19 protein-coding genes and 1 pseudogene are annotated in these 19630 nt (G+C 73.5%); 15 read left to right on the top strand and 5 right to left on the bottom strand.

Going from position 1 to position 19630, the window contains the following annotated elements:
- The first annotated feature begins 98 nt into the window (after positions 1-98).
- Complete coding sequence (locus ACWDYJ_RS15475) at positions 99-827, top strand: class I SAM-dependent DNA methyltransferase (RefSeq protein ID WP_451566044.1); 729 nt, start codon at positions 99-101, stop codon at positions 825-827.
- Positions 828-943: 116 nt separating this feature from the next.
- Here ACWDYJ_RS15475 and ACWDYJ_RS15470 read toward each other — a convergent pair whose 3' ends face one another.
- Together ACWDYJ_RS15470 and ACWDYJ_RS15465 are read right to left on the bottom strand one after the other, a co-directional pair.
- Positions 944-2083: a carboxymuconolactone decarboxylase family protein gene (locus ACWDYJ_RS15470; RefSeq protein WP_451566043.1), complete on the bottom strand. Its 1140-nt coding sequence runs from the start codon at positions 2081-2083 to the stop codon at positions 944-946.
- Complete coding sequence (locus ACWDYJ_RS15465; protein ID WP_451566042.1) at positions 2080-2505, bottom strand: hypothetical protein; 426 nt, start codon at positions 2503-2505, stop codon at positions 2080-2082. The genes ACWDYJ_RS15470 and ACWDYJ_RS15465 overlap by 4 nt, the downstream gene beginning before the upstream one ends.
- A gap of 214 nt (positions 2506-2719) precedes the next feature.
- Between ACWDYJ_RS15465 and metK the strand changes: the two genes are divergently transcribed.
- On the top strand, positions 2720-3934 hold the full coding sequence (gene metK, locus ACWDYJ_RS15460; RefSeq protein ID WP_451566041.1) for a methionine adenosyltransferase: 1215 nt from the start codon (positions 2720-2722) through the stop codon (positions 3932-3934).
- A gap of 377 nt (positions 3935-4311) precedes the next feature.
- Positions 4312-5019: a 4'-phosphopantetheinyl transferase family protein gene (locus ACWDYJ_RS15455; RefSeq protein WP_451566040.1), complete on the top strand. Its 708-nt coding sequence runs from the start codon at positions 4312-4314 to the stop codon at positions 5017-5019.
- A 71-nt stretch (positions 5020-5090) separates the two neighbouring features.
- Here ACWDYJ_RS15455 and ACWDYJ_RS15450 read toward each other — a convergent pair whose 3' ends face one another.
- Both ACWDYJ_RS15450 and ACWDYJ_RS15445 read right to left on the bottom strand, forming a co-directional pair.
- The gene (locus tag ACWDYJ_RS15450; RefSeq protein ID WP_451566039.1) at positions 5091-6059 is read right to left on the bottom strand and encodes a proline dehydrogenase family protein; all 969 of its coding nucleotides are present in this window, start codon (positions 6057-6059) and stop codon (positions 5091-5093) included.
- 194 nt (positions 6060-6253) lie between these two features.
- Positions 6254-7516, bottom strand: a complete 1263-nt coding sequence (locus ACWDYJ_RS15445; protein ID WP_451566038.1) for a helix-turn-helix domain-containing protein — start codon at positions 7514-7516, stop codon at positions 6254-6256.
- A 331-nt stretch (positions 7517-7847) separates the two neighbouring features.
- On the opposite strand from ACWDYJ_RS15445, the gene ACWDYJ_RS15440 reads away from it, so the two are divergent.
- Positions 7848-8924, top strand: coding sequence for a beta-ketoacyl synthase N-terminal-like domain-containing protein (locus ACWDYJ_RS15440; RefSeq protein ID WP_451566037.1), 1077 nt, complete (start codon positions 7848-7850; stop codon positions 8922-8924).
- Positions 8925-9188: 264 nt separating this feature from the next.
- Complete coding sequence (locus ACWDYJ_RS15435) at positions 9189-9944, top strand: NUDIX hydrolase (protein ID WP_451566036.1); 756 nt, start codon at positions 9189-9191, stop codon at positions 9942-9944.
- Position 9945: 1 nt separating this feature from the next.
- On the opposite strand, the gene ACWDYJ_RS15430 is transcribed toward ACWDYJ_RS15435, so the two are convergent.
- Positions 9946-10146 carry a hypothetical protein gene (locus ACWDYJ_RS15430; RefSeq protein WP_451566035.1) on the bottom strand — a complete coding sequence of 67 codons (201 nt, stop codon included), beginning with the start codon at positions 10144-10146 and terminating at the stop codon, positions 9946-9948.
- Positions 10147-10192: 46 nt separating this feature from the next.
- On the opposite strand from ACWDYJ_RS15430, the gene ACWDYJ_RS15425 reads away from it, so the two are divergent.
- The 10 genes and pseudogenes from ACWDYJ_RS15425 (at position 10193) to ACWDYJ_RS15380 (ending at position 19609) form a co-directional block, all read left to right on the top strand.
- Entirely contained in the window at positions 10193-10681 is a 489-nt protein-coding gene (locus ACWDYJ_RS15425) for a hypothetical protein (RefSeq protein WP_451566034.1), read from the top strand.
- A gap of 437 nt (positions 10682-11118) precedes the next feature.
- Positions 11119-11889: a thioesterase II family protein gene (locus ACWDYJ_RS15420; protein WP_451566033.1), complete on the top strand. Its 771-nt coding sequence runs from the start codon at positions 11119-11121 to the stop codon at positions 11887-11889.
- A 22-nt stretch (positions 11890-11911) separates the two neighbouring features.
- The gene (locus ACWDYJ_RS15415; RefSeq protein ID WP_451566032.1) at positions 11912-12454 is read left to right on the top strand and encodes a carboxymuconolactone decarboxylase family protein; all 543 of its coding nucleotides are present in this window, start codon (positions 11912-11914) and stop codon (positions 12452-12454) included.
- Positions 12444-13592, top strand: coding sequence for a DegT/DnrJ/EryC1/StrS family aminotransferase (locus tag ACWDYJ_RS15410; RefSeq protein WP_451566031.1), 1149 nt, complete (start codon positions 12444-12446; stop codon positions 13590-13592). Before ACWDYJ_RS15415 ends, ACWDYJ_RS15410 begins: the two co-directional genes overlap by 11 nt.
- A gap of 756 nt (positions 13593-14348) precedes the next feature.
- On the top strand, positions 14349-14711 hold the full coding sequence (locus ACWDYJ_RS15405; RefSeq protein ID WP_451566030.1) for a DMT family transporter: 363 nt from the start codon (positions 14349-14351) through the stop codon (positions 14709-14711).
- Between the two features lie 48 nt (positions 14712-14759).
- Positions 14760-15080, top strand: coding sequence for a DMT family transporter (locus tag ACWDYJ_RS15400; RefSeq protein WP_451566029.1), 321 nt, complete (start codon positions 14760-14762; stop codon positions 15078-15080).
- A gap of 73 nt (positions 15081-15153) precedes the next feature.
- Complete coding sequence (locus tag ACWDYJ_RS15395) at positions 15154-15405, top strand: hypothetical protein (RefSeq protein ID WP_451566028.1); 252 nt, start codon at positions 15154-15156, stop codon at positions 15403-15405.
- 273 nt (positions 15406-15678) lie between these two features.
- Positions 15679-16161 (top strand): annotated as a pseudogene (locus ACWDYJ_RS15390) (IS701 family transposase); the annotation flags it as partial.
- A 257-nt stretch (positions 16162-16418) separates the two neighbouring features.
- Positions 16419-18401 (top strand): KedN5 family methylcobalamin-dependent radical SAM C-methyltransferase, encoded by a 1983-nt coding sequence (locus tag ACWDYJ_RS15385; protein ID WP_451566027.1) that lies wholly within the window; start codon positions 16419-16421, stop codon positions 18399-18401.
- The gene (locus ACWDYJ_RS15380; protein ID WP_451566026.1) at positions 18398-19609 is read left to right on the top strand and encodes an aminotransferase class V-fold PLP-dependent enzyme; all 1212 of its coding nucleotides are present in this window, start codon (positions 18398-18400) and stop codon (positions 19607-19609) included. The genes ACWDYJ_RS15385 and ACWDYJ_RS15380 overlap by 4 nt, the downstream gene beginning before the upstream one ends.
- The last annotated feature ends 21 nt before the right edge of the window (positions 19610-19630 follow it).

Here is a 19630-nt window from a genome sequence, read left to right as displayed (position 1 = left end):
GCCGCCCGGACCGGGCGCGTCCCGCTCCTCCCCTCCCCCGGCGGGGTGACCCGCCGGGGGAGGTACGTCTCCCCCCTTCGAACTCCTGGAGTGAGCACATGTACGAGCAGCCAGTCGCCGACGTCTACGACGAGGTCTACCGGGGGCGCGGCCGTGACTACGCGGGCGAGGCGAAGGAGGTGTGCGAGCTGGTCCGGGAGCGGCGCGCCGGGGCCGCCTCACTGCTGGACGTGGCCTGCGGGACCGGAGCCCATCTGAAGGAGTTCCGGGAGCTGTTCGGGCACGTGGAGGGAGTGGAGCTGTCGGCGGGCATGCTGGAGGTGGCCCGTGCGCAGCTGCCGGGGGTGCCCGTGCACCAGGGCGACATGCGCGACTTCGCCCTGGGGCGCACCTTCGACGTGGTGACCTGCATGTTCAGTTCCATCGGGCACGTCGCCTCGGTCGCCGAGCTGGAGGCGACGCTGGGCCGGTTCGCGGCCCACCTGGAGCCCGGTGGGGTCGTCGTGGTCGAGCCGTGGTGGTTCCCCGACACCTTCCTCGACGGGTACGTGACGGGCGCGGTGGTGCGCGAGAGCGAGCGGACCGTCGCCCGGCTGTCCCACTCGTCCCGGGAGGGCGGGCGCTCGCGGGTCACGGTCCACTTCGCGGTGGCCGATCCGCGGGCGGGGCTGAGCCACTCCACCGAGGAGTACCTGGTGTCGTTGTTCGAACAGGGCGAGTACGAGGCGGCGTTCCGCGCGGCCGGCTGCCGGGTGGAGTACGTACGGGGCGGGCCGCACGGGCGGGGCTGGTTCGTGGGGATCCGCGAGGAGGGGGCGGCCGCGTAGGCCGTCCCGAGCGCCGTACATGTGCCGACGGGCCGGAGGAATCCTCCGGCCCGTCGGCGTGTGTGGGGTACGTGTGCGGTGCGGCGCGGGCGTACGGGCGTACGTGGGTGCCGGGTTCAGGCCGGAGCCGGGACGGCCAGGCGGCTGCCCGTGTGCACGGCGGTGGTCAGGGCCGCCCAGGAGGTCAGTTCGACCAGTGCGCGATCCGTGGGGCGGTGGCGGCGGAACGCGGCTATGTCCGCGTCCGTGACCCGGTACGGGGCGAACGCCGTCAGCAGGGCGAGCCGGGTCGTGGCGGCGACCTCCGTGTCGGCCGCGGGGCCGGGGCCAGAGCCGGGGCCCGGGCCCGCACGGAGGCCGGGGCCAGTGCCGGAGCCCGTACCGAGGCCGGAGCCAGTGCCGGGGCCGGAGCTGGTGCCGGGGTCCGTAACGGCCGCGTCGCCCGGGGCGGGGCCGAGCAGGGCGCGGGTCGCGGCGGCAGGGGTGCCGTCCCAGGCGGTGAGGCGGGTGCGCAGCTCGTGGCGGACGGGCTCGGGCACCCAGTGGGCCCCGCGTTCCACGGCGGCTACGGCGCGGGCGAGCGCCTGCGCCACCTCCGGCCGGGCGGCCGCCCAGGCCAGCGCCGTCGGCAGCGGCGCCGGGGGCAGCAGGTCCAGGGACAGCCCCGGGGCCAGCCGGCCGGGGTCGTCGGCGTGCATGCCCCGGGCGACCATGCGCATGAGGGGCTCGCGCAGGAACGCGGGGGCGGCGCCGGGTACGGGCGAGTCGGCGAGGAAGACGCTGACCATGCGGTTGAGATAGTGGAAGGTGACGGCCACCCCGGCCAGTTCGGCGGTCTGGGCGGCGGGGAACGGCAGTTCCCGCGGCTCCGCCCCGACGCCACCGCCGGCCCAGGCGGACAGGCGCTCGACCTGTCCGGGCGCCTGCGCAGGCAGGGTGGCGGCCTTGGCACCGTGCACCTCGACGCAGTACGGGCAGGCGTTGGCCCGGGACACCGCGGTGGCCACCGTCTCCTTCGCGGCGCGGCCCGCCTCCCCGTCGACGAGGAGCGTCTCGCGCAGCAGGAGCCAGCTCGCGGCGAGCGCGTCCGGGGCCGGGGAGTGCAGGGCGAGGGGCGGGGCGAGCACGCCGAAGTCCCGCCGGGCCTGCGCGTAGACCCGCGCCACCGGGCCGCCGGCCCGGCTCGGCGGGACGGCCTCGACGTGGCGGATCCCGTGCAGCGACCCGCGCAGGGCCGCCCGTACGAGGGGCCTCATCGCGGCCTCCCGGACTCCGGGGCGGGCGGTCCCGGGGGGACCGCCGGTGCCGGCGGCGGCGCGGGCGCCGCCCGTCGTGCGGGGCTCGCGGCGACGCGGCTGATGATCTCGTTCACCATCAGGCCGCTGGTGGGGAGCTGACGGTACGGCAGCTCGGTCTCGGCGGCCCGGCGCAGGGCCCAGCGGTCGCGGTGGGCCGCGTACTGCTCCATGAGGAGGCGGACCAGCGCGGTCGCGGCGCCCTGGGCCGCGACCGCGCTGTAGACGGGGGAGAAGGAGGCGCCGAACACGTCGGAGGCCGGGACCGCGCCGGCCGGGACGGCGTCGAAGGGGGGCCGGGGACCGGGCGGTCCGGCCCGTTCGCCGTCGGGGCCCTGCGGATCCTCGTCTGTTCCCGGGGGTGGCTGATGCGTGTCGCGCATGCTCTGGCTCCCTCCGTGCGCCGGGCGTCGCGTTGAGCCCATGGTCGGGGCGCGGGAGGGCATCCGGCGTCTCTCTGCGTGCGGAGATGGCGGAGGTGGGCGGAGGTGGGCGGAGGTGGCCTGGGCTCTTCCGGGATGCTCAATCCCCGCTGCCCGCCCGCCACTTGGGCATGTTTCCTTGCGGCGGCAGGGTGCGGTCATTTTGATGCCCTGCATGACTGGGAGACTGTTCACCTCGGAGTCCGTGACAGAAGGCCACCCCGACAAGATCGCTGACCAGATCAGTGACTGCATCCTCGACGCGCTGCTGAGCCAGGACCCCGGATCCCGGGTCGCGGTGGAGACGCTGGTCACCACCGGGCTGGTCCACGTCGCGGGCGAGGTTTCCACGAACGGATACGTCGACATCGCCTCGCTGGTGCGGCGGAAGATCCTCGACATCGGATACGACTCCTCGGCGAAGGGGTTCGACGGCGCCTCGTGCGGCGTCTCGGTCTCGCTCGGGTCGCAGTCCCCGGACATCGCCCGCGGCGTGGACGTCGCCTACGAGGCGCGGGTGGAGGGCGCCGATGACGAGCTGGGCCGGCAGGGCGCGGGCGACCAGGGCCTGATGTTCGGGTACGCCTGTGACGACACCCCCGAACTCATGCCGCTGCCCGCCCATCTGGCGAACCGGCTGTCCCAGCGCCTGACGGAGGTCCGCAAGGACGGCACCTGCCCGTACCTGCGCCCGGACGGCAAGACGCAGGTCACCATCGAGTACGACGGGGAGCGCCCGGCGCGGCTGGACACGGTGGTGGTGTCCTCGCAGCACGCCGCGGACGTGGACGTCGACGCGCTGCTGGCCGCCGACATCCGGCAGTTCGTGGTGGAACCCGAACTGAAGGCGCTGGCCGAGCGCGGGGTGAGCCTGGCGAGCGACGGCTACCGGCTGCTGGTCAACCCCACGGGACGGTTCGAGATCGGCGGCCCGATGGGAGACGCCGGGCTCACCGGGCGCAAGATCATCATCGACACGTACGGCGGCATGGCCCGGCACGGCGGCGGCGCGTTCTCGGGGAAGGACCCCTCGAAGGTGGACCGCAGCGCGGCGTACGCGATGCGGTGGGTGGCCAAGAACGTGGTGGCGGCGGGGCTGGCGCGGCGCTGCGAGATCCAGGTCGCCTACGCGATCGGGAAGGCCGAGCCGGTGGGTCTGTTCGTGGAGACCTTCGGCACCGAGACGGTGTCCGCCGGCCGGATCGAGGAGGCCATCGGCGAGGTCTTCGACCTGCGGCCGGCGGCCATCGTGCGCGACCTCGACCTGCTGCGGCCGGTGTACGCCAGTACGGCCGCCTACGGGCACTTCGGGCGCGAGCTGCCCGGGTTCACCTGGGAGCGGACCGACCGGGCCGAGGCCCTGCGCCGCGCGGCGGCGAAGACCGGCTGATCCACGGCCCCCGTCCCGGGCCGGGCCCGGCCGGGCCGGCCGGCTGAGCCCGGGCCCGGGTCGGCTGGGCTCGGTTGGGCTGGCCACGCCCGGCACGGCCCGGCTTGACCCGGCTTGGCTGAGCCCGGCTCGGCCGGGCTCGGCTCGGCTTGGCCCCGCCCGGCACGGCCCGGCTGGACTCGGCCCGGCCCGGCTCGGCTCGGCTCGGCTGGGCTCGGGTGGGTGCCGCTCTTTCTGGAGGAACCCGATGCCGATCAGTTCTGCACGGTCCCCGGCCCGCTCCCGTACGGCGGCGCGGGGTCATGCCCCGCGCTGACCGGGCGCCGCGGCGGCGCTACGGCCGCCGGGGCGGCGGGCACGGCCCACGTCGTCCGGCAGTGCTCGCGCCGGGGCAGGCCGTCGGTCCGCTGGAGCGGCCGGCGGGCACGGCGCACGTGTGGCTGGCGGACGCCGCACGCCCGCCCCGCGCGGAGCACTCCCCGGCGCGGGTGCTGGACGCCCGGGAGCGCCGGCGCGCCGCCGCGCTGCACCGGTACGCGGACCGGCGGTGCTACGTCACCGCGCACGTGGCGCTGCGGGTGCTGCTCGGCGCGTACCTGGGCCTGGCGCCGGAGCGGGTGCGGCTGGTGCGCGAGCCCTGTCCGTGCTGCGGGGAGCCGCACGGCCGGCCGGCGGTGGCGGGGGCCCCGTTGCACTTCTCGCTCTCGCACAGCGGGGACCTGGTGCTGCTGGCGTTCGCCGCCTCGCCGGTCGGGGTGGACGTGCAGACCACCACAGGCAGCGGCCCGGACGTCGCCGAGGAGGTACGGGGCGTCCTGCATCCCCGGGAGGAGGCGGAGCTCTCCCGGTGCGATCCGGCCTCGCGGATGGACGCCTTCGCACGGGCCTGGGTGCGCAAGGAGGCCTACCTCAAGGGGCTGGGCACGGGCCTGGCCCGGTCGGCCGCGCTGGACTACCTGGGTACGGGGGCCGGGCCGGTGGCCGGGCCCCCGGGGTGGCGGGTCCAGGACGTCACCGTCCCGGCGGGGTACGCGGCGGCGCTCGCGGTCCGCGACCTCGCGGCGGGCGCGGGCGGTGATCGGTAGCCCGTACCGGCGGCGTACACGGCAGCGGGCGCGGTCCGTAATCTCGCGGTGGGCGCGGGCGCGGACGGCGGTCAGTAGCCCGTGCCGGCGGGCTGGGTGCGGCGGGTGCCGAGGTCGGAGAGGGCGGTGAGCACCATCGGCGGGTGTTCGGCGAGGCGGCGCAGCAGGTGGGGCAGCCAGTCGGTGCCGTAGGCGGCGTGGATGCGGCAGCGGCGGCCGGCGTCGCGGTGGTGGCGCAGCAGGTCCGGGCGGACGCCGTGGAGCATCTCGATCTCGGTGTGGCGTTCCACCAGTCCGGCCCGGACGGCCTCGGCGAGCAGGTCGAGGTCCTGGGTGGCCAGGCTGAGGCGTACGCCCCGGTCGAGGAGCCTGCGGGCCAGGCTCAGGTAGCGGTCGTCCAGGGCGGGGCCGCGGCCGAGGGCGATCTCGGGCGGCTCCCGGAACTCCCCCTTGACCAGCCGGATCATCCGGCCCGGCCGGGCCACGCGGTCGATGTCCCGCTCGGTGCGGTGCAGGTGGGCCTGGAGGGTGAGGCCGAGGTTGGCGTACCGGCTCGCGAGCTGGCGGTGGACGCCGAGCACGGCGTCGACGCCGGGTGAGCGGTCCATGCCGAGGACCACGTCGCCGCCCTGGGCCTCGGCGGCTTCCGCGATGCGGGCGGCGCGGCTCACGGCGCGGGTGCGGGAGGTGGCCAGGCCCAGCCGGAAGAGGTCGACGCCCAGCCGTTCGGGGGCCGGCCGGTGGCCGAGCAGCGCGAGGTACTCCTCCGCGGCCCGTTCGCCGTGCGCGGGGCCGGCGCCGGCCTCGCCGACGAACTCGGCGGTGACGGCGTACCCCTTGGTGCGCAGCACGGCCAGGGCCTGGAGGAACTCCTCGCGGCCGGGGGCCAGTACGTAGCGCAGCGCGGCGGGGGCGAGGATCTCCCGCAGGGCCGAGCCCGGGGCGGTGGACGCGGCGAGGCAACGGGGATCGGCGGCGAGGACGCGCAGGCCCTCGGCCGCCGCCTCGTACAGTGCGCGCTGGGAGAGCTCGTGCGTCACGACGGCACCTCGGCCTTCTCGTGTGTACCCCCGGGGCGGACGCAGGTTTTGACAACCTTGGCAATCTGATGCCAATACCTGGCAACAGGTTGCCTCACGAAGCATCTTCTTGGCAATGCCCACAGCGCGAAACCGCCGCCCGCCGGGGCCTGTTCGGCTCCCGCGGACGGCGGCGCGACGGACGGAAGGGCCGCTCAGGCTCCCGTCCGGGCGGTCCGCGCGGTCGGGAAGGCCTTGACGGGGTGGGCGTCGCGCGCCCGGACCAGGGACTCGGCGGTGAGCCGCCAGATGTCGGCGGCGAGATCGACACTGCCGGTCTCCTGGGCCTGCGCGGCCAGCCTCTGCAGCCCCGCCAGGCCCTCCTCCTCGGCGCCCTCCAGCATGAGCAGCCGGCAGCGCAGGACCTCCAGGCGGACCCCGTCCCGGTAGGTCATGCGCAGCTCGAAGCGGCCCAGCCGGTCCAGGAGTGCGCGGGCGTCCATGACCCGGCCCTCCAGGAAGGCCAGTTCGGCACCGAGCGCCGTCAGTTCCTGTTCGAGCGCGGGGGTCCCGGCGAAGGGCAGTCCGCTCTCGGCGGCCTCGACGTAGCTCTGGGCCACGTCCGGTTCCGGCGGGTACTTCTGCAGGTGGAGCCGGGCCGCGGCCACCCGCAGGCGCAGCCACAGCGTGAGGTTCTCGCGGCCGCTGTACCCCTGGAGCGCCTGCTCCAGGAGCGCCTGCGCGGGGGCGAACTCGCCCTGGCGCACCCAGACCGCCGCGGCGGTCCACATGGCCTCGGCCCACAGCGCGTCGCTCTGGCCCTCGACGAGGGCCGTCAGCTCGTCGGCGTGGCCGCGGGCCTCGGGCAGCCGGCCCGCCTCGGCCTCGACCGATACGAGGACCAGCAGGGCCGTCGCCATGTCCTGGCGGGACAGCCCGCCGTCCCGGGCCAGCCGGTGGGCGGTGGCGGAGGCCTCGATGGCCGCGGTGATCTCACCCGAGGCGCGCATGCACCGGGCGAGGTGGGTGAGGCCGCGGGCGCGCAGCTCGGTCAGGCCGATCTCGTCGCCGAGGCCGACGAGTTCGTCGAGGTAGGCGCGCTCCTGGGCGAGTTCGCCCCGGCGGCGCTTCCACTGGGCCAGCAGCCACAGGCTCTGCCAGCGCAGCAGGGGGTCCTGCCCCTGGGCCGACCTGAGGGCCTCGGCGAGGAGTTCGCCGGTCTCGTCGGAGTCGAGGGAGGTGGCGATGGTCAGGCTCTGGACCAGCGAGCCTGCCCTGGACCCCTCGAACTCGGCCGGGCTGATGCCGAGCCGCTCGGCCAGGTAGGCCACGGCGCGCTCCGTCGGCTGCCGGGCGCCCGATTCCAGGCGGGACAGGTAGCCCGCCGACATGCCGTCGCCCGCGACGGCGGACTGCGCGAGGCCGCGCTCGGTCCGCAGTTGCCTGAGGCGGCGCCCGAAGGATGGCTGCTCCAACACGTGTTTTCCCTCAACGGTCTCGACGAACGGCTGGGATCGGCGTACCGGGGTGTTCAGAGTCTCACCATCTTGCCGTATCTGTGCCACGGGCTTCCACCCACATGTGCCAAAGAGTAGCGAGGCGGTCGGGTCCCAGGCAAGGATTCGGGGCCGCAACCCCCTTGCGATCAGGGCTGATCAGTGAACTGCGCTTGTTCTCATGGCGCGTTGGATGACAGCACGCTTGGCAACTCATTGCCATCACGGCCGCCGTTGCCCTACTTTTGCTTGACAGACCAGAGCCGGCGCCGCGGGACCGCCCGTCGCCGAGGCCCATCAGGAGGCGGCGTACATGACCCGCGACCGTTCCCATGACATCGCCGTCACCGGCATGGCCGCCCGGTTGCCGGGCAGCGGCGACTTCCCCGTCCGGTGGCGGGCGCCGCGTACGGCGGGCCCGCGGCACCGGCTGATGCTGGAGGCCGTCCGCAGGGCGCTGGGGGACTCCGGTCCCGAGCCGTACTCCGAGGCGGCGGCGACGGGGGTGTACGCGTCCGGCGCCGCCGGGCCCGGCCACACCGCGCGGCGGATCGCGCACCGGCTCGGGCTCACCGGTCCGGTGCGGGACTTCCCGGCCGCCGGGGGCTCGGCGCTGGTGACCGTACGGGCGGCCGTCGAGGCGCTGCGGGCCGGGGAGTGCGACCTGTGCGTGGTCGTCGCGGGCCACGGGGCCGGGGGGCACGAGCCCTCGCAGGCGGGGGCGGCCTGCCTGGTCCTGCGGCGGCTGGGGGAACTGCCGGCCGGCGCGCCGCGGCCGTACGGGGTGATCCTGGACGCGGCCGTCACCGCCGCCGGGCCGGACCGGGCCGCTGCCGAGCCCGGCGCGGGCGCGGGCACGGACATCGCCGGGCTGGTCTCGCTGGTCGACGCCCTGCTGGTGCTGCGCGGGCAGGCCGGGGAGGTGCGGCCCGCGCGGGTCTCGGACGCCCGCGCCCATGTCGTGCTCGGCCCCGCGCCCGTGCCCGCGCCGAAGGCGGCGGGCCGCCGGATCGCCGACGGCCGGGGCGGTACGGCCGCGGCCGCCCTCGGCGTGCCCTGGAGGGCGGCCCGGCCGGTGGACCTGGCGCTCCTGCGCACCACGGCCCGGCCGGCGGCGGACGCCGCGCCCGAGACGCTCGGGGACTGCGAGGTACGGGACTTCGTGGTCACCGCCTGGTGCGAGCTGCTGCGCCTGTCGGGCGGGCTCACCGACCACTCGGACTTCTTCGCGCGCGGCGGGGACTCGCTGCTCGTCACGCGGCTCGCCCGGCGGATCTGCCTGGAGTTCGGGGTGGAGGTGACCGCGCCCGAACTGTCCCGCCGCAACCTGGGCGACCAGGTCGCACTGGTCCGCACCTTGCGCACCCACCGCCTCAACGGCGCCGCCTGACCCCCCGCACACCCGCCCCGAGGCCCGCTACTGCGCTGATCCGTCGCTGGGCGCGCTCCCGTTTGCCCAGGTTACGGCGGTCGCGAGGTCGGGGACCGGTGCTGGCGGGAACGTACGCGAAGTCGTCCCGTTCCTCCGAAACGCGCGGCTCGTCGGGGCGGAGGTGGGGGCCGCCGTGCACGGGCCGGTGGCACCGGTAGATGTCCATCGGCGGTCGGCTTCGCGGCCTCTCTTGTCGATCCGCCCAGGCTCTACGCTGAGTCGGTGACCGAGACGCTGCCCCCCGTGGGTATTGACCTCTTTGATGTGCAACGGCTTCACCTGGCGGAGGTTGAAGCGCCGCCGCTGTCACCCGAGGATGAATCGGCCGGAGACCGCGTGTGGGACATGGCGGTCCAGGCCAACCCGACCCTCTTCGACGGGCCGGTGGTGGCGTGCGCGGGACTGGGATGGATCGGGCCGCACGCCCTTCGCCTCTCCTGGGCGCGGGTGACCTACCGGCACTACGCCCTGCGCCAGGTTGCGGGCGCCACTGCGCTGCCGTCGTTGTTCGTGAACGTCGTCCAGCCGACCGATGACGGTCGTGTATTGGCGGCGAGGATGTCGCCGTCCACGGCAGCCCCGGGCCGTTGGCAGCTGCCGGGAGGTTCGGTAGAGCCGCCCCTGGACGGCGAAGCTCTGGATGAGGCTGCACTGGGTGGCCAGGCGTCGCGGGAGCTGGTCGAGGAGATGGGTATCGACACGGCCCCCGGGGCTTTGCGGCTGTGGGCGGTTACCCGCGGAGAGAACAGCAGCATCGGCCTGACCTACCTCGCCCCGGCCCTGCCGGAGTCCGCGCTGCGCGAAGACTTCGCCGCTGCGGCGAGGGCGGAGCGCGCTCAGGACCGTGAACCCGAACTCGACGAGATCGCGCTTGTGCGCTCCCCGGACGAGCTCGCCCGCCTGGTCGGCCCGCACGCGGACTACCTGGAGCCGGTCGTCCGCCGGTACACGCAGACACCGCTTCGCCGCGACGCCTGACTCAACTGCCGGCGAGGAAGTCGCGGGCACGTTCGTCGAGTTCCGCCGCGCACCGCAGGCCACGGGCCCGGAAGCGGGTGAGGTCGCCCCTCATGCGGCTGACGGCCTTGCGGGTGCGGACGGAGCGGACGCCGTCCATGTGGTCGATCGCCCGGTGCCAGGTGGCGCACGCCTGCTCGATGCCGCCGCGCTTGAGGTGCATCTCGGCGCTTGATTTCTGGGCAGCGAGTCAGCCGACCGCCGCGGCCATGCTCGCCTTCCTCGGCCGCCACAACACCCGTGCCGAGACCATCGAATTCCGCCGCGGAGCCCTGCCGCCCTGTCCCATCCCGCTGCACAACCTTCACCGCTTCCGGCCCATCGCCGAGTCCTGGCACCCGTGGATGCTGCGCATCCTCGACGTCCCCGAGGCCGTCCGGCTCCGTGGCTGGCCCGCCGACCTCACCACCGCTGTACCGATCGAGATCGAGAACGAGGCCGGCGACTCCTGGGGCCGTTGGATGTTCCAGGTGATGGCCGCAGCTGCCGAGATCACCCCCACCCGTGTCGAAGGACAGGTGACCTTCACCCGGCGCCGGCTCGCGGTCTGGTACGCCGTGGCTACCGGTCCGCCACCTCGGCCCGGATGGCCGGGGTCCATGCCGTGCCGGAGAAGGCGCTCGCGTCCCTCGTCCGCAGTACGGCAGACCTCGAACCCTGGCTGCCCGACCACTTCTAGCGGTTACGCGTGCTCGTAGTACGCCACGACACCCGGGGCGGGGACCGCACGTGCCGCCGTACAACCGACAGCCCAGGTCGTCGCGACGAACGGCAGGCTGCTCCCCAGGGCTTGTTCCGTGCCTACGCCACGCTCGTCGAGGGCGCGCCAGGAAGTACGACCATCGGCCCGCCCCGGCGCCCCGGAGGGTGCCCGGCCACGTCCGCACAGGCCTTCGCGGCGGCGGGGGCGGTGGTGGTGCAGCGAGTTGCCAAAGTCTGGCAATTCGTTGCCACCCCCTTCCGGCTCCACTAGGTTCCTGGCCGTCGCGAACTCTCCGACACTCCGTCGGGTCCGACCCATCGAGGAGACGCCATGCGTACCGTCCTTCGCGTTGCCCGCCTCACCGCCTCCGCCGCCACCGGGCCCGATGACATCGGCTGGCCCAGGCGCTGACCGGCTGCCGCCCTCGCCACCATGAGCTGGCTGGAGCGCACGACCCCCCGCCCCGAGGCGGGATGGCGGCTGATCTGCTTCCCCCACGAGGGAGGTTCGGCCCGCCTCTTCGACACGTGGGGCGAGAGCCTCACCGCCGCCGAGGTGTACGCCCTGCGGTATCCGGGGCGCGGGCCCCGCTCCGACGAGCCGTGCCCGACCGACGTGCACCGGCTGGCGGCCGCCGTCGCGCGGGCCGTCCACCCGCTGATGGACCGTCCGGTCGCCCTGTTCGGGCACAGCCTGGGCGCCTGGGTGGCCTTCGAGACCGCCCGGCTGCTCCAGCGGGCCGGCTTCCCGGTGGGCCACCTGTTCGCCTCCGGCGCCCCCGCGCCGCAGACCCGTACGGGGCTCGGCCCGGGCCGCAGCCAGCACGGCCACGACGCCGTCGCCGCCGCCCTCGTAGAGCTCGGCGGCCGTGACGGGCGGCTGCTGCTGGACCCCGCGCTGCGCCGGTCGGTGCTGCCGTACGTCGCCGCCGACCACCGGATGCTGGACGGCTACGTGTACCGGCAGGGGCCGCCGCTCGACTGCCCGGTCACCACCGTCGTCGGGGCCGCCGACCCGCACGTCACCCCCCGGGACACCACCGCCTGGGCCGGGCTGACCCGCCGCGGGCACCGGGGGTACACGATGCCCGGCGGCCGCCTCTACCTCTGCGCGCACCCCCCGCTCCGGCTGATCGGAGCCCTGCCCGCGCCCGCACCGGCCGCCGGGGCCGCGCCCGCGGCCCCCACACCCGCGCGGCCCTGACCCGTTCCTGGAGGAACCGACGATGCCCCACATCACCCTGGACAACGACCTGCCCGGTATCAGCGGCCTGATGGCACAGCGGCCGGACACCGCCGCGCCGCTCGGCGCCCTGGCCGACGCCCTGCTCCGCACGGCGACGCCGTCGCTGGGCCGCGGTGAGCGGGAGCTGATCGCCGCGTACGTCTCCGAGCTCAACGGCACCCGCTTCTGCTCCGACTCGCACCGCGCGTTCGCCGCGGCGCAGCTGGCCGGGGGCCATGAGCTGGTCAAGGCGGTGCTCGCCGACCCGGCCTCGGCGCCGGTCGGGGCCAGGACGCGGGCGCTGCTGCGGATCGCCGCCCAGGTGCAGGCGCACGCCGGTCCGGTGACCGACGAGGCGGTGGCCGCGGCCCGCGCCGAGGGCGCCTGCGACGCCGACATCCACGACACCGTCCTGATCGCGGCGGCGTTCTGCATGTTCAACCGGTATGTGGGCGGCCTGGCCACGGAGCTGCCCACGAGTGAGGCGTACTACTGCGAGGCGGCCCGCCGGATCGTCAGCCGGGGCTACGCCGGTGCCCGCTGAGCCGGCTCCGGGCGCCGCGCGTGAGCCGCTGGTCCCCTTCCTGGACCTGCGGGCGCCCTACACGGAGCTGCGGAGCGGCCTCGACGCGGCCTGGGCCCGGGTGATGGGCTCGGGCCGCTTCGTGCTGGGGCCCGAGGTGGAGGCGTTCGAGGAGGAGTTCGCGGCGTACTGCGGCGGCGCGCACTGCGTGTCGGTGAGCAACGGCGGGTCCGCGCTGGAGCTGGTCCTGCGCTGCCTGGGGATCGGGCCGGGCGACGAGGTGATCGTGCCGGCCCACACGTTCGTGGCGACCTGGCTGGCGGTCTCGGCCGCCGGGGCCACCCCGGTGCCGGTCGAGGTGGACGAGCACACCTGGACCCTGGACGCCGCGCAGGTGGCGGCGGCCGTCACACCGCGGACCCGGGCGCTGCTGCCGGTGCACCTGTACGGGCATCCGGCGGACCTGCGGGCCCTGGCCGGGTGCGCGCGGCGGTACGGGCTGGCGCTCGTGGAGGACGCGGCGCAGGCACCGGGGGCGCTGGTGGACGGGCGCCGGGTGGGCTCGGGTGACTCCACGGTCGCGTTCAGCCTCTACCCGGGCAAGAACCTCGGTGCCGTGGGTGACGCGGGCGCGGTGGTGACCTCGGACGGGCAGCTCGCCCGCCGGATCCGGCGCCTGCGCAACTACGGCTCCGAGGTGAAGTACCGGCACGAGGTGCGGGGCACCAACTCCCGGCTGGACGAGCTCCAGGCGGCCGTGCTGCGGGTGAAACTGGAGGTCCTGGACGAGTGGAACGCCCGGCGCTCGGCCGTGGCCGAGCGCTATCTGCGCGCGCTCGACGGCCTGCCGGGGCTGGTGCTCCCCCGGCCGGCCCCCTGGGCGGCCCCGGTGTGGCACCTGTTCGTCGTGCGCTGCGCGCGGCGGGCGCGGCTGCGCGAGCTGCTGGCCGAGTCCGGGATCGAGACGCTGATCCACTATCCGGTGCCGGTGCACCGCTCGGGCGCGTACGCCGACGCGGGCCTGCCGGCCGGTTCCTTCCCGCTGTCGGAGCGGCTGGCCGACGAGGTGCTGAGCCTGCCGATCGGACCGCACCTGTCCGCCGGGCAGGCCGGCCGGGTCGTCACCGCCCTGGAGGAAGCCCTTACCCGGCTCGTCTGAGCGGGGGCCGGGCAAGATCTGGAAGAGACCGCCTAAGGGCTGTCCCGTAATCCCCGGTGGATCAGCGCACGGCGTCAGATGCGGTGCATCGCAAGGCGGAGGGGCGTCCTCATACTGGGCGTATTCGGGCGCTCCGACAACGCGGCGAGGTGCCGTAGCTGTCGTCGTGCGCCCGCCGGGGATTACGGGACAGCCCTTAGGGCGCCGGCGACGCCGGGCGGAGGCTGCACGACGGTGTAGGTGAGGCGGTTGTAGTTTTCGGATCATCTCGTCATCTCGCCGACCAGATGAAGATGGCGGCGATGTGGAGTCCGGCGAGGTAGATGGTGGCGGTCTTGTCATATCGGGTGGCCAGGCCGCGCCACTGCTTGAGCTGATCGATCCGTATCACCGGCCACGGGTGGCCAACGGTCCAGGGGGCGGTCGATGGCTCCTCCAACGGGATCGGGGCGGCAGCCGCGGGGTCGGGCCGGCGACTGACGCGGGGCCGCGGTGAAGGCGTCGGCCGGGGCTCGGGTGGTGGCGGCGGGTGCCGCTGGACTTGGCTGAGTCGCCGGGCGGCATTGGTAGCGCCCGGGGCGGCTCCCTACCATGGGCCGATCCCGACGAGGAGGGGCGCATGGAGCCGGGACGGGATGACGGGCCACCTGCGATCCACACGCACATGCACACGCGCGGCGGGGCCCGGGCCGCGCGCGGAGCCGGCTTCGAGAGATCGTCAACGATTTCCGTCGTACACCCAACGGAGGGCCCGTCATGGCCTGGATACACCTGCTCATCGCCTCGGCCTTCGAGGTCGTCTTCGCCCTGGGCACCAATGCCACCGAGGGCTTCACCAAGTTATGGCCGTCCGTCGTCACCGTGCTCGCGGCGGCCTTCGGCGTCTACTTCCTGAGCCTGGCGCTGCGGACCCTGGACGTCAGCGTCGGGTACACCATCTGGACCGGCATCGGCTCGGTCGGCACGGTCACCCTCGGCACGGTGATCTTCGACGAGACGCTGAACATCGGCAAGGTCATCGCCTTCGTCCTCATCATCGGCGGGATCCTGGGGCTCAAGCTCGCCGACCGCACGTCCGGGACGGCGAAGGCCCCCGAGCCCGAGCCCGTCTCGGTCTGACGGCCGGTCACGCACACCCCTCTGCCACCGACCCGAAGGAGCACCGTCATGGCCTGGCTCTACCTCGCGATCGCCATCGTCTTCGAGATCGCCTTCGCCCTCGGTACGAACGCCGCCAAGGGCTTCACGAAGCTCTGGCCCTCCGTTTTCACCGTGCTCGCCGCGGCCTGCGGCGTCTACGCTCTGAGCCTGTCCCTGCGGACGCTGGACGTGGCCGTCGGCTACACCATCTGGACCGGTGTCGGGGCCGTCGGCACGGTCGCGCTGGCGTCCGTCCTCTACAAGGAGAGGATCACCCTGCCCAAGATCGCGTCGTTCGCCGCCATCATCGGCGGTGTGGTGCTGCTGAAGTTCTCCGCCTCCCTGTGACGGGGGCGCGGCGCCTCGCGAGAGGTCGAAGGCGTCCAGGCGGACGGCGAGGGCGCGGGCCAGCCACAGGCCGATGCCGCCAGCGCCGCATCCGGCGTCCACGAGGAGCTGGCCCGGACGCATCCGCAGCCGCGCGGCCAACAGCCCCAGCAGGGGCCAGTCGCAGGAGCTGGAGGCGGCGATCTCGGCCGGGTACTCCTCGCCCATCGCCTCGGCGTACAGGCGCGAGACCAGACCGGTGCGGGCGCGGGTCGCGTGGAAGGCGTCGTACTCGGCCGACCTCACGGTCGGGGTAGTGGTGTTCATCGGGGCATCGCCCTTCTGATCCGGGATGGGGTGCCGGGGCAGACGACCTGCACGGCGTGGACGGGGCAGTCCGGAGCGGACAGGTCCAGGGCCACCGGCTCGTGCCCGGTGACGTCCGCGACCTGCCGGGCCACGGTCCTTGCCCGGTCGGCGAAGGTGCCGCGGGCCGGTGTGAAGCGAAGCTGCCACACCGCGCACGCCGACACAGTCGGAGCACTCAACGTTCTACGGGCCGGGCTGGTCCGTCGCGAAGCCCAACCGGCATAGCGAGAAGCCCCCTCGTTCACGAGGGGGAGGAGTCACCGACCACCCCGTCCACGACCTGTTCAATGGTCTGCCCCGTCAGAAGTGGAAACGCCGTTCCTGCGGGAATGGAGTCCACGGTCCGCGGGTCTACGACTGGGCTCGCGTCGAGGTCCGTCCCTGGCACCGCGAAGACCGCCGCCACTGGGTGATCGCCCGGCGAAGCGTCCCCAGGCCCGAGGAGATCTCGTACTACATCGCCTACTGCCCCGCAGGATCCACCCTCGACGAACTGATCCACGTCGCCGGCAGCCGATGGGCCGTCGAGGAATGCTTCCAGAGCGCGAAGCAGGAGTGCGGCCTGGACGACTACCAGGTCCGCCGCCACGACGGCTGGCACCGCCACATCACCCTCGCCATGGCCGCCCACGCCTGCCTCACCGTCCTGCGGGCCCGCGAACAGGATGCCGGGAAAGCAGAAACGGATCCTCCCAGCTCATACCCCTCACCCTCCCCGAAGTCAGACGCCTGATCACCCGCCTCACCCGACCCCGCCAGAGCACCAACCACGTCCTGCACTGGTCGTACTGGCGCCGACGACGGCAACACCAAGCCCGCGTCAGCCACTACAAACGCCGAGGCCACACACCACCCGAAGCCAACAAACCATCACAGCAAACACCGTTGCAGTACCAGGTGCGCATCCTCGAAGATGTTCCGCTCACCGCGCCGCGGCCACCCTTGAGCAGTCGAACCGCGCCGGAATGCAGAATCAAGGGAGTCCTGACGATGCCGCGTGAGAAAGCCCTGGTCTACCTGGTTCAGCAAAGCGTGTGGGATTCGCCCATGGAATCCATGCCGCTCGCCATGGGGTACATGAAATCCACGGCCCTGGCCGATGACCGGATAGCCAGGGAAGCCGACATCCGCATCCTGAACTACCGGGGCGGAAAGACCCTGTCGAGCATGGCGAACGAAATGTTCCGGGACGGTGTTCCGGACGTGCTGGCGTTCTCCGTGCTCGGGTGGAACTTCCGGACCTTCGGCTCCCTCGCCGAAACGTTCAAGCAGCTCAACCCCGATGGCTGGGTGGTCATGGGCGGCACGCACGTGGCCCATCAGGGGAACCGGGTGTTCCGGATGTTCCCCGAGGTCGACGCCGTTGTGAACGGCGAGGGCGAGTTCGTCTTCCGTGACATCCTTTCCGCGTATCTCGAAGGAACCTCACCGCGCGAACTCAACTCGATCACCGGTCTGACGTACCAGAGCCCCGAGGGCGCCCCGGTGAAGAACGAGGACCGGGAAAGGATCGAGAACCTCGACGACATTCCGTCGCCGTTCCTGACGGGTGCGCTGGAGCTCACGGACGAGAAGGGTGATTTCCGCTACGACGTCGCCATCATGGAGACGAACCGCGGCTGCCCGTACAAATGCGCCTTCTGCTACTGGGGCGGGGCGATCGGGCAGAAGGTCCGGGCGTTCTCCCGCGAGCGGCTGCGGGAGGAGCTGGAGCTGTTCGCCAAGCACCAGGTCCACACGATCGTCCTGTGCGACGCGAACTTCGGGCTGCTGCGCAGCGACGTGGACTTCATGGACGACCTGATCGAGCTGCGCGAGCAGTACGGGTTCCCGCGCGCGCTGGAGACCTCGTGGGCGAAGAACAAGTCCAAGTCGTTCTTCGAGATCGTCAGCAAGATGAAGAAGGCCGGCATGCGCAGCTCCTTCACGCTGGCCCTGCAGACCCTCGACGACAACACCCTGAACCTCATGAACCGCAAGAACATGAAGGTGAACGCCTGGGAGGACCTCGCCGAGTGGCTGGGCAAGGAGGGGCTCGACCTGTACGCCGAGCTCATCTGGGGCGCCCCGGGGGAGACGGTGGAGTCGTTCATGGAGGGCTACGACAAGCTCTCGCGCCGGGTGTCGCGCATCGCCTGCTACCCGATGCTGATGCTGCCCAACACCGACTACACCGAGCAGAAGTCCCGGTACGGCATCATCTCGGTGCGCGGCGACAACGACGACTTCGAGTACATGCTGGCGAACAACACCGTGACCTTCGCCCAGAACCAGCAGATGCAGCGGTTCCTGTACTGGGCGCGCGTGGTCGCCGAGATGTGCGTGCTGCGCCACACCTGGGTGGGGCTGCGCGAGCTGGCCGGCATCACCCAGTCGGAGGCGCTGCGCAGCATCGGCGCGTACATCGAGGATTCCGGTGACCCGGCGGCCGAGCCGCTGCGGGCGGCGATGGCGAGCGCCATCGGCGGTACGGGTGACATCGCCCAGGGCGTCACCCTCTTCTACACCGACGCGGACTCCCGCGAGCTGCTGCGGCGGTGGTGGGCCTCGGAGATCCGGCCCAAGCTGCCCGCGGAATCGGCCCCGGTGGTGGAGGAGATCTTCCGCTACGACCTGCTGACGCATCCGGTGTACCACGACCCGGAGGCCCCGGTCCCGGTGGAGTCCGCGCTGCCGGTGGTGTCGCTGCGCGGCGAGGGGTACCACGTACGCGGGGGCGTGCGGCTGGAGTACGACGTGCCGGCGATCATCGCGGCGCTGCGCGGGGACCGGGAGGCGGACCTGCGTCACGCGCCGGTGTCGCTGGACCTGTACTACCGGACGGGTTCGCACAACGCGGTGACGTCCACCAACCACGAGGTGATCATCCACTACATGGGGATGTCGAAGGACGAGGCGCTGGCCAACGCCGCCGCGCTGGACACCGCGAGCCCGACGACGGAGCTGGTGGCCGACCACGGCGGGTGTGCGTGAGCGCGCCGGCCACGGGTGCGGCGCGGGGCGCCGCGCCGGGGGCGCGGAGCGGCGCGGAAGCGGACGGGCCGTTGGACCCGGCGGCGTTCCGCGCGCGGTTCCCGATGCTGCGGCGCACCACGCACCTGGGTTCGTGCAGCCTCGGGGCACGTTCGACGGACGTGGACGAGGCGATGGCGGGCTTCTTCGGCGCGATGGACAAGACGGTCTCGCCGTGGCCGGAGTGGGAGGTGGCGATCGAGGACGCCCGCGGCCGGTTCGCCTCGCTCGTCGGGGCGCGGCCGGGGGACGTCGCGCTGGTCCCCCATGCCACCCAGGGTGCCTACCAGGCGGTGTCGGTCGTGGACCTGGTCACGAGGCCCCGGCTGGTGGTCTCGGCGGAGGACTTCCCGACGATCGCGCACGTCCTGCTGGCGCAGCGCCGACTGGGCGCCGAGGTGGTGTTCGTGCCCGGAGGCGATCCCGACGCGGTGGCCGAGGGGTACGCGGACGCGATCGACGAGCGCACCTCGCTGGTCTTCCTGCCCTCGGCGACGTTCCTGCAGGGGGTGCGGCTGCCGGTGGCGCGGATCGCGGCGCTGGCGCACGCGGCCGGGGCGCGGGTGTTCGTCGACGCCTACCAGTCGGTGGGCGTGGAGCCGGTCGACGTGGCGGCCTGGGACGTGGACTACCTGGTGGCGGGCTCGCAGAAGTACATGCTCGGGGTTCCGGGGCTGGCCTTCCTGTACGTACGGCCGGAACTGCGCGACGAACGGGAGCCGTTGCTCACCGGCTGGTTCGGCCGGGTCGACCCGGACGCCTTCGACCCGTACACCCTGGACTTCGCGGACGGGGCGCGGCGCCTGGAGACCGGCAACCACGCGGTGCCGGCGGCGTACGCGGCGGGGGCCGCCCTGCGGCTGATCCAGCGGGCGGGTCCGGACGAGGTGCGCCGGCACGTGTCGGCGCTGACCGGGCGGGCGGCCGGGCTGCTGGCCGAGCAGGGCGAGAAGCTCGCCGGTCCGGCCGGCCCGGCCGACCGGGGCGCGCACCTGGCGCTGTGCGATCCGGATCCGGGGGCGCTGGGCGCGTGGCTGGCGTCGCGCGACATCCGGATCGCCCCGCGCGGGGCGTTCGCCCGGATCTCCTTCCACTACTTCAACAACGAGGACGACGTGGACCTCGTGTGCTCGGAGATCCGCGAATACCGGGAGTCGCGCGGCCGCTGACGGCGGGTACGGGAAGAGGGC

This window comes from Streptomyces sp. NPDC003042 (assembly GCF_053591315.1).
This window is presented reverse-complemented; position numbering and strand designations above follow the sequence as displayed.

Bases quoted from the DNA above. Each gene is read 5' to 3' on its own strand.
- ACWDYJ_RS15385 (WP_451566027.1), top strand. From the start codon at position 16,419: ATGCCGCGTGAGAAAGCCCTGGTCTACCTGGTTCAGCAAAGCGTGTGG.
- ACWDYJ_RS15420 (WP_451566033.1), top strand. From the start codon at position 11,119: ATGAGCTGGCTGGAGCGCACGACCCCCCGCCCCGAGGCGGGATGGCGG.
- ACWDYJ_RS15395 (WP_451566028.1), top strand. From the start codon at position 15,154: ATGCCGCCAGCGCCGCATCCGGCGTCCACGAGGAGCTGGCCCGGACGC.
- metK (WP_451566041.1), top strand. From the start codon at position 2,720: ATGACTGGGAGACTGTTCACCTCGGAGTCCGTGACAGAAGGCCACCCC.
- ACWDYJ_RS15440 (WP_451566037.1), top strand. From the start codon at position 7,848: ATGACCCGCGACCGTTCCCATGACATCGCCGTCACCGGCATGGCCGCC.
- ACWDYJ_RS15465 (WP_451566042.1), bottom strand. From the start codon at position 2,505: ATGCGCGACACGCATCAGCCACCCCCGGGAACAGACGAGGATCCGCAG.
- ACWDYJ_RS15400 (WP_451566029.1), top strand. From the start codon at position 14,760: ATGGCCTGGCTCTACCTCGCGATCGCCATCGTCTTCGAGATCGCCTTC.
- ACWDYJ_RS15415 (WP_451566032.1), top strand. From the start codon at position 11,912: ATGCCCCACATCACCCTGGACAACGACCTGCCCGGTATCAGCGGCCTG.
- ACWDYJ_RS15475 (WP_451566044.1), top strand. From the start codon at position 99: ATGTACGAGCAGCCAGTCGCCGACGTCTACGACGAGGTCTACCGGGGG.
- ACWDYJ_RS15430 (WP_451566035.1), bottom strand. From the start codon at position 10,146: ATGCACCTCAAGCGCGGCGGCATCGAGCAGGCGTGCGCCACCTGGCAC.
- ACWDYJ_RS15470 (WP_451566043.1), bottom strand. From the start codon at position 2,083: ATGAGGCCCCTCGTACGGGCGGCCCTGCGCGGGTCGCTGCACGGGATC.
- ACWDYJ_RS15425 (WP_451566034.1), top strand. From the start codon at position 10,193: ATGCTCGCCTTCCTCGGCCGCCACAACACCCGTGCCGAGACCATCGAA.
- ACWDYJ_RS15405 (WP_451566030.1), top strand. From the start codon at position 14,349: ATGGCCTGGATACACCTGCTCATCGCCTCGGCCTTCGAGGTCGTCTTC.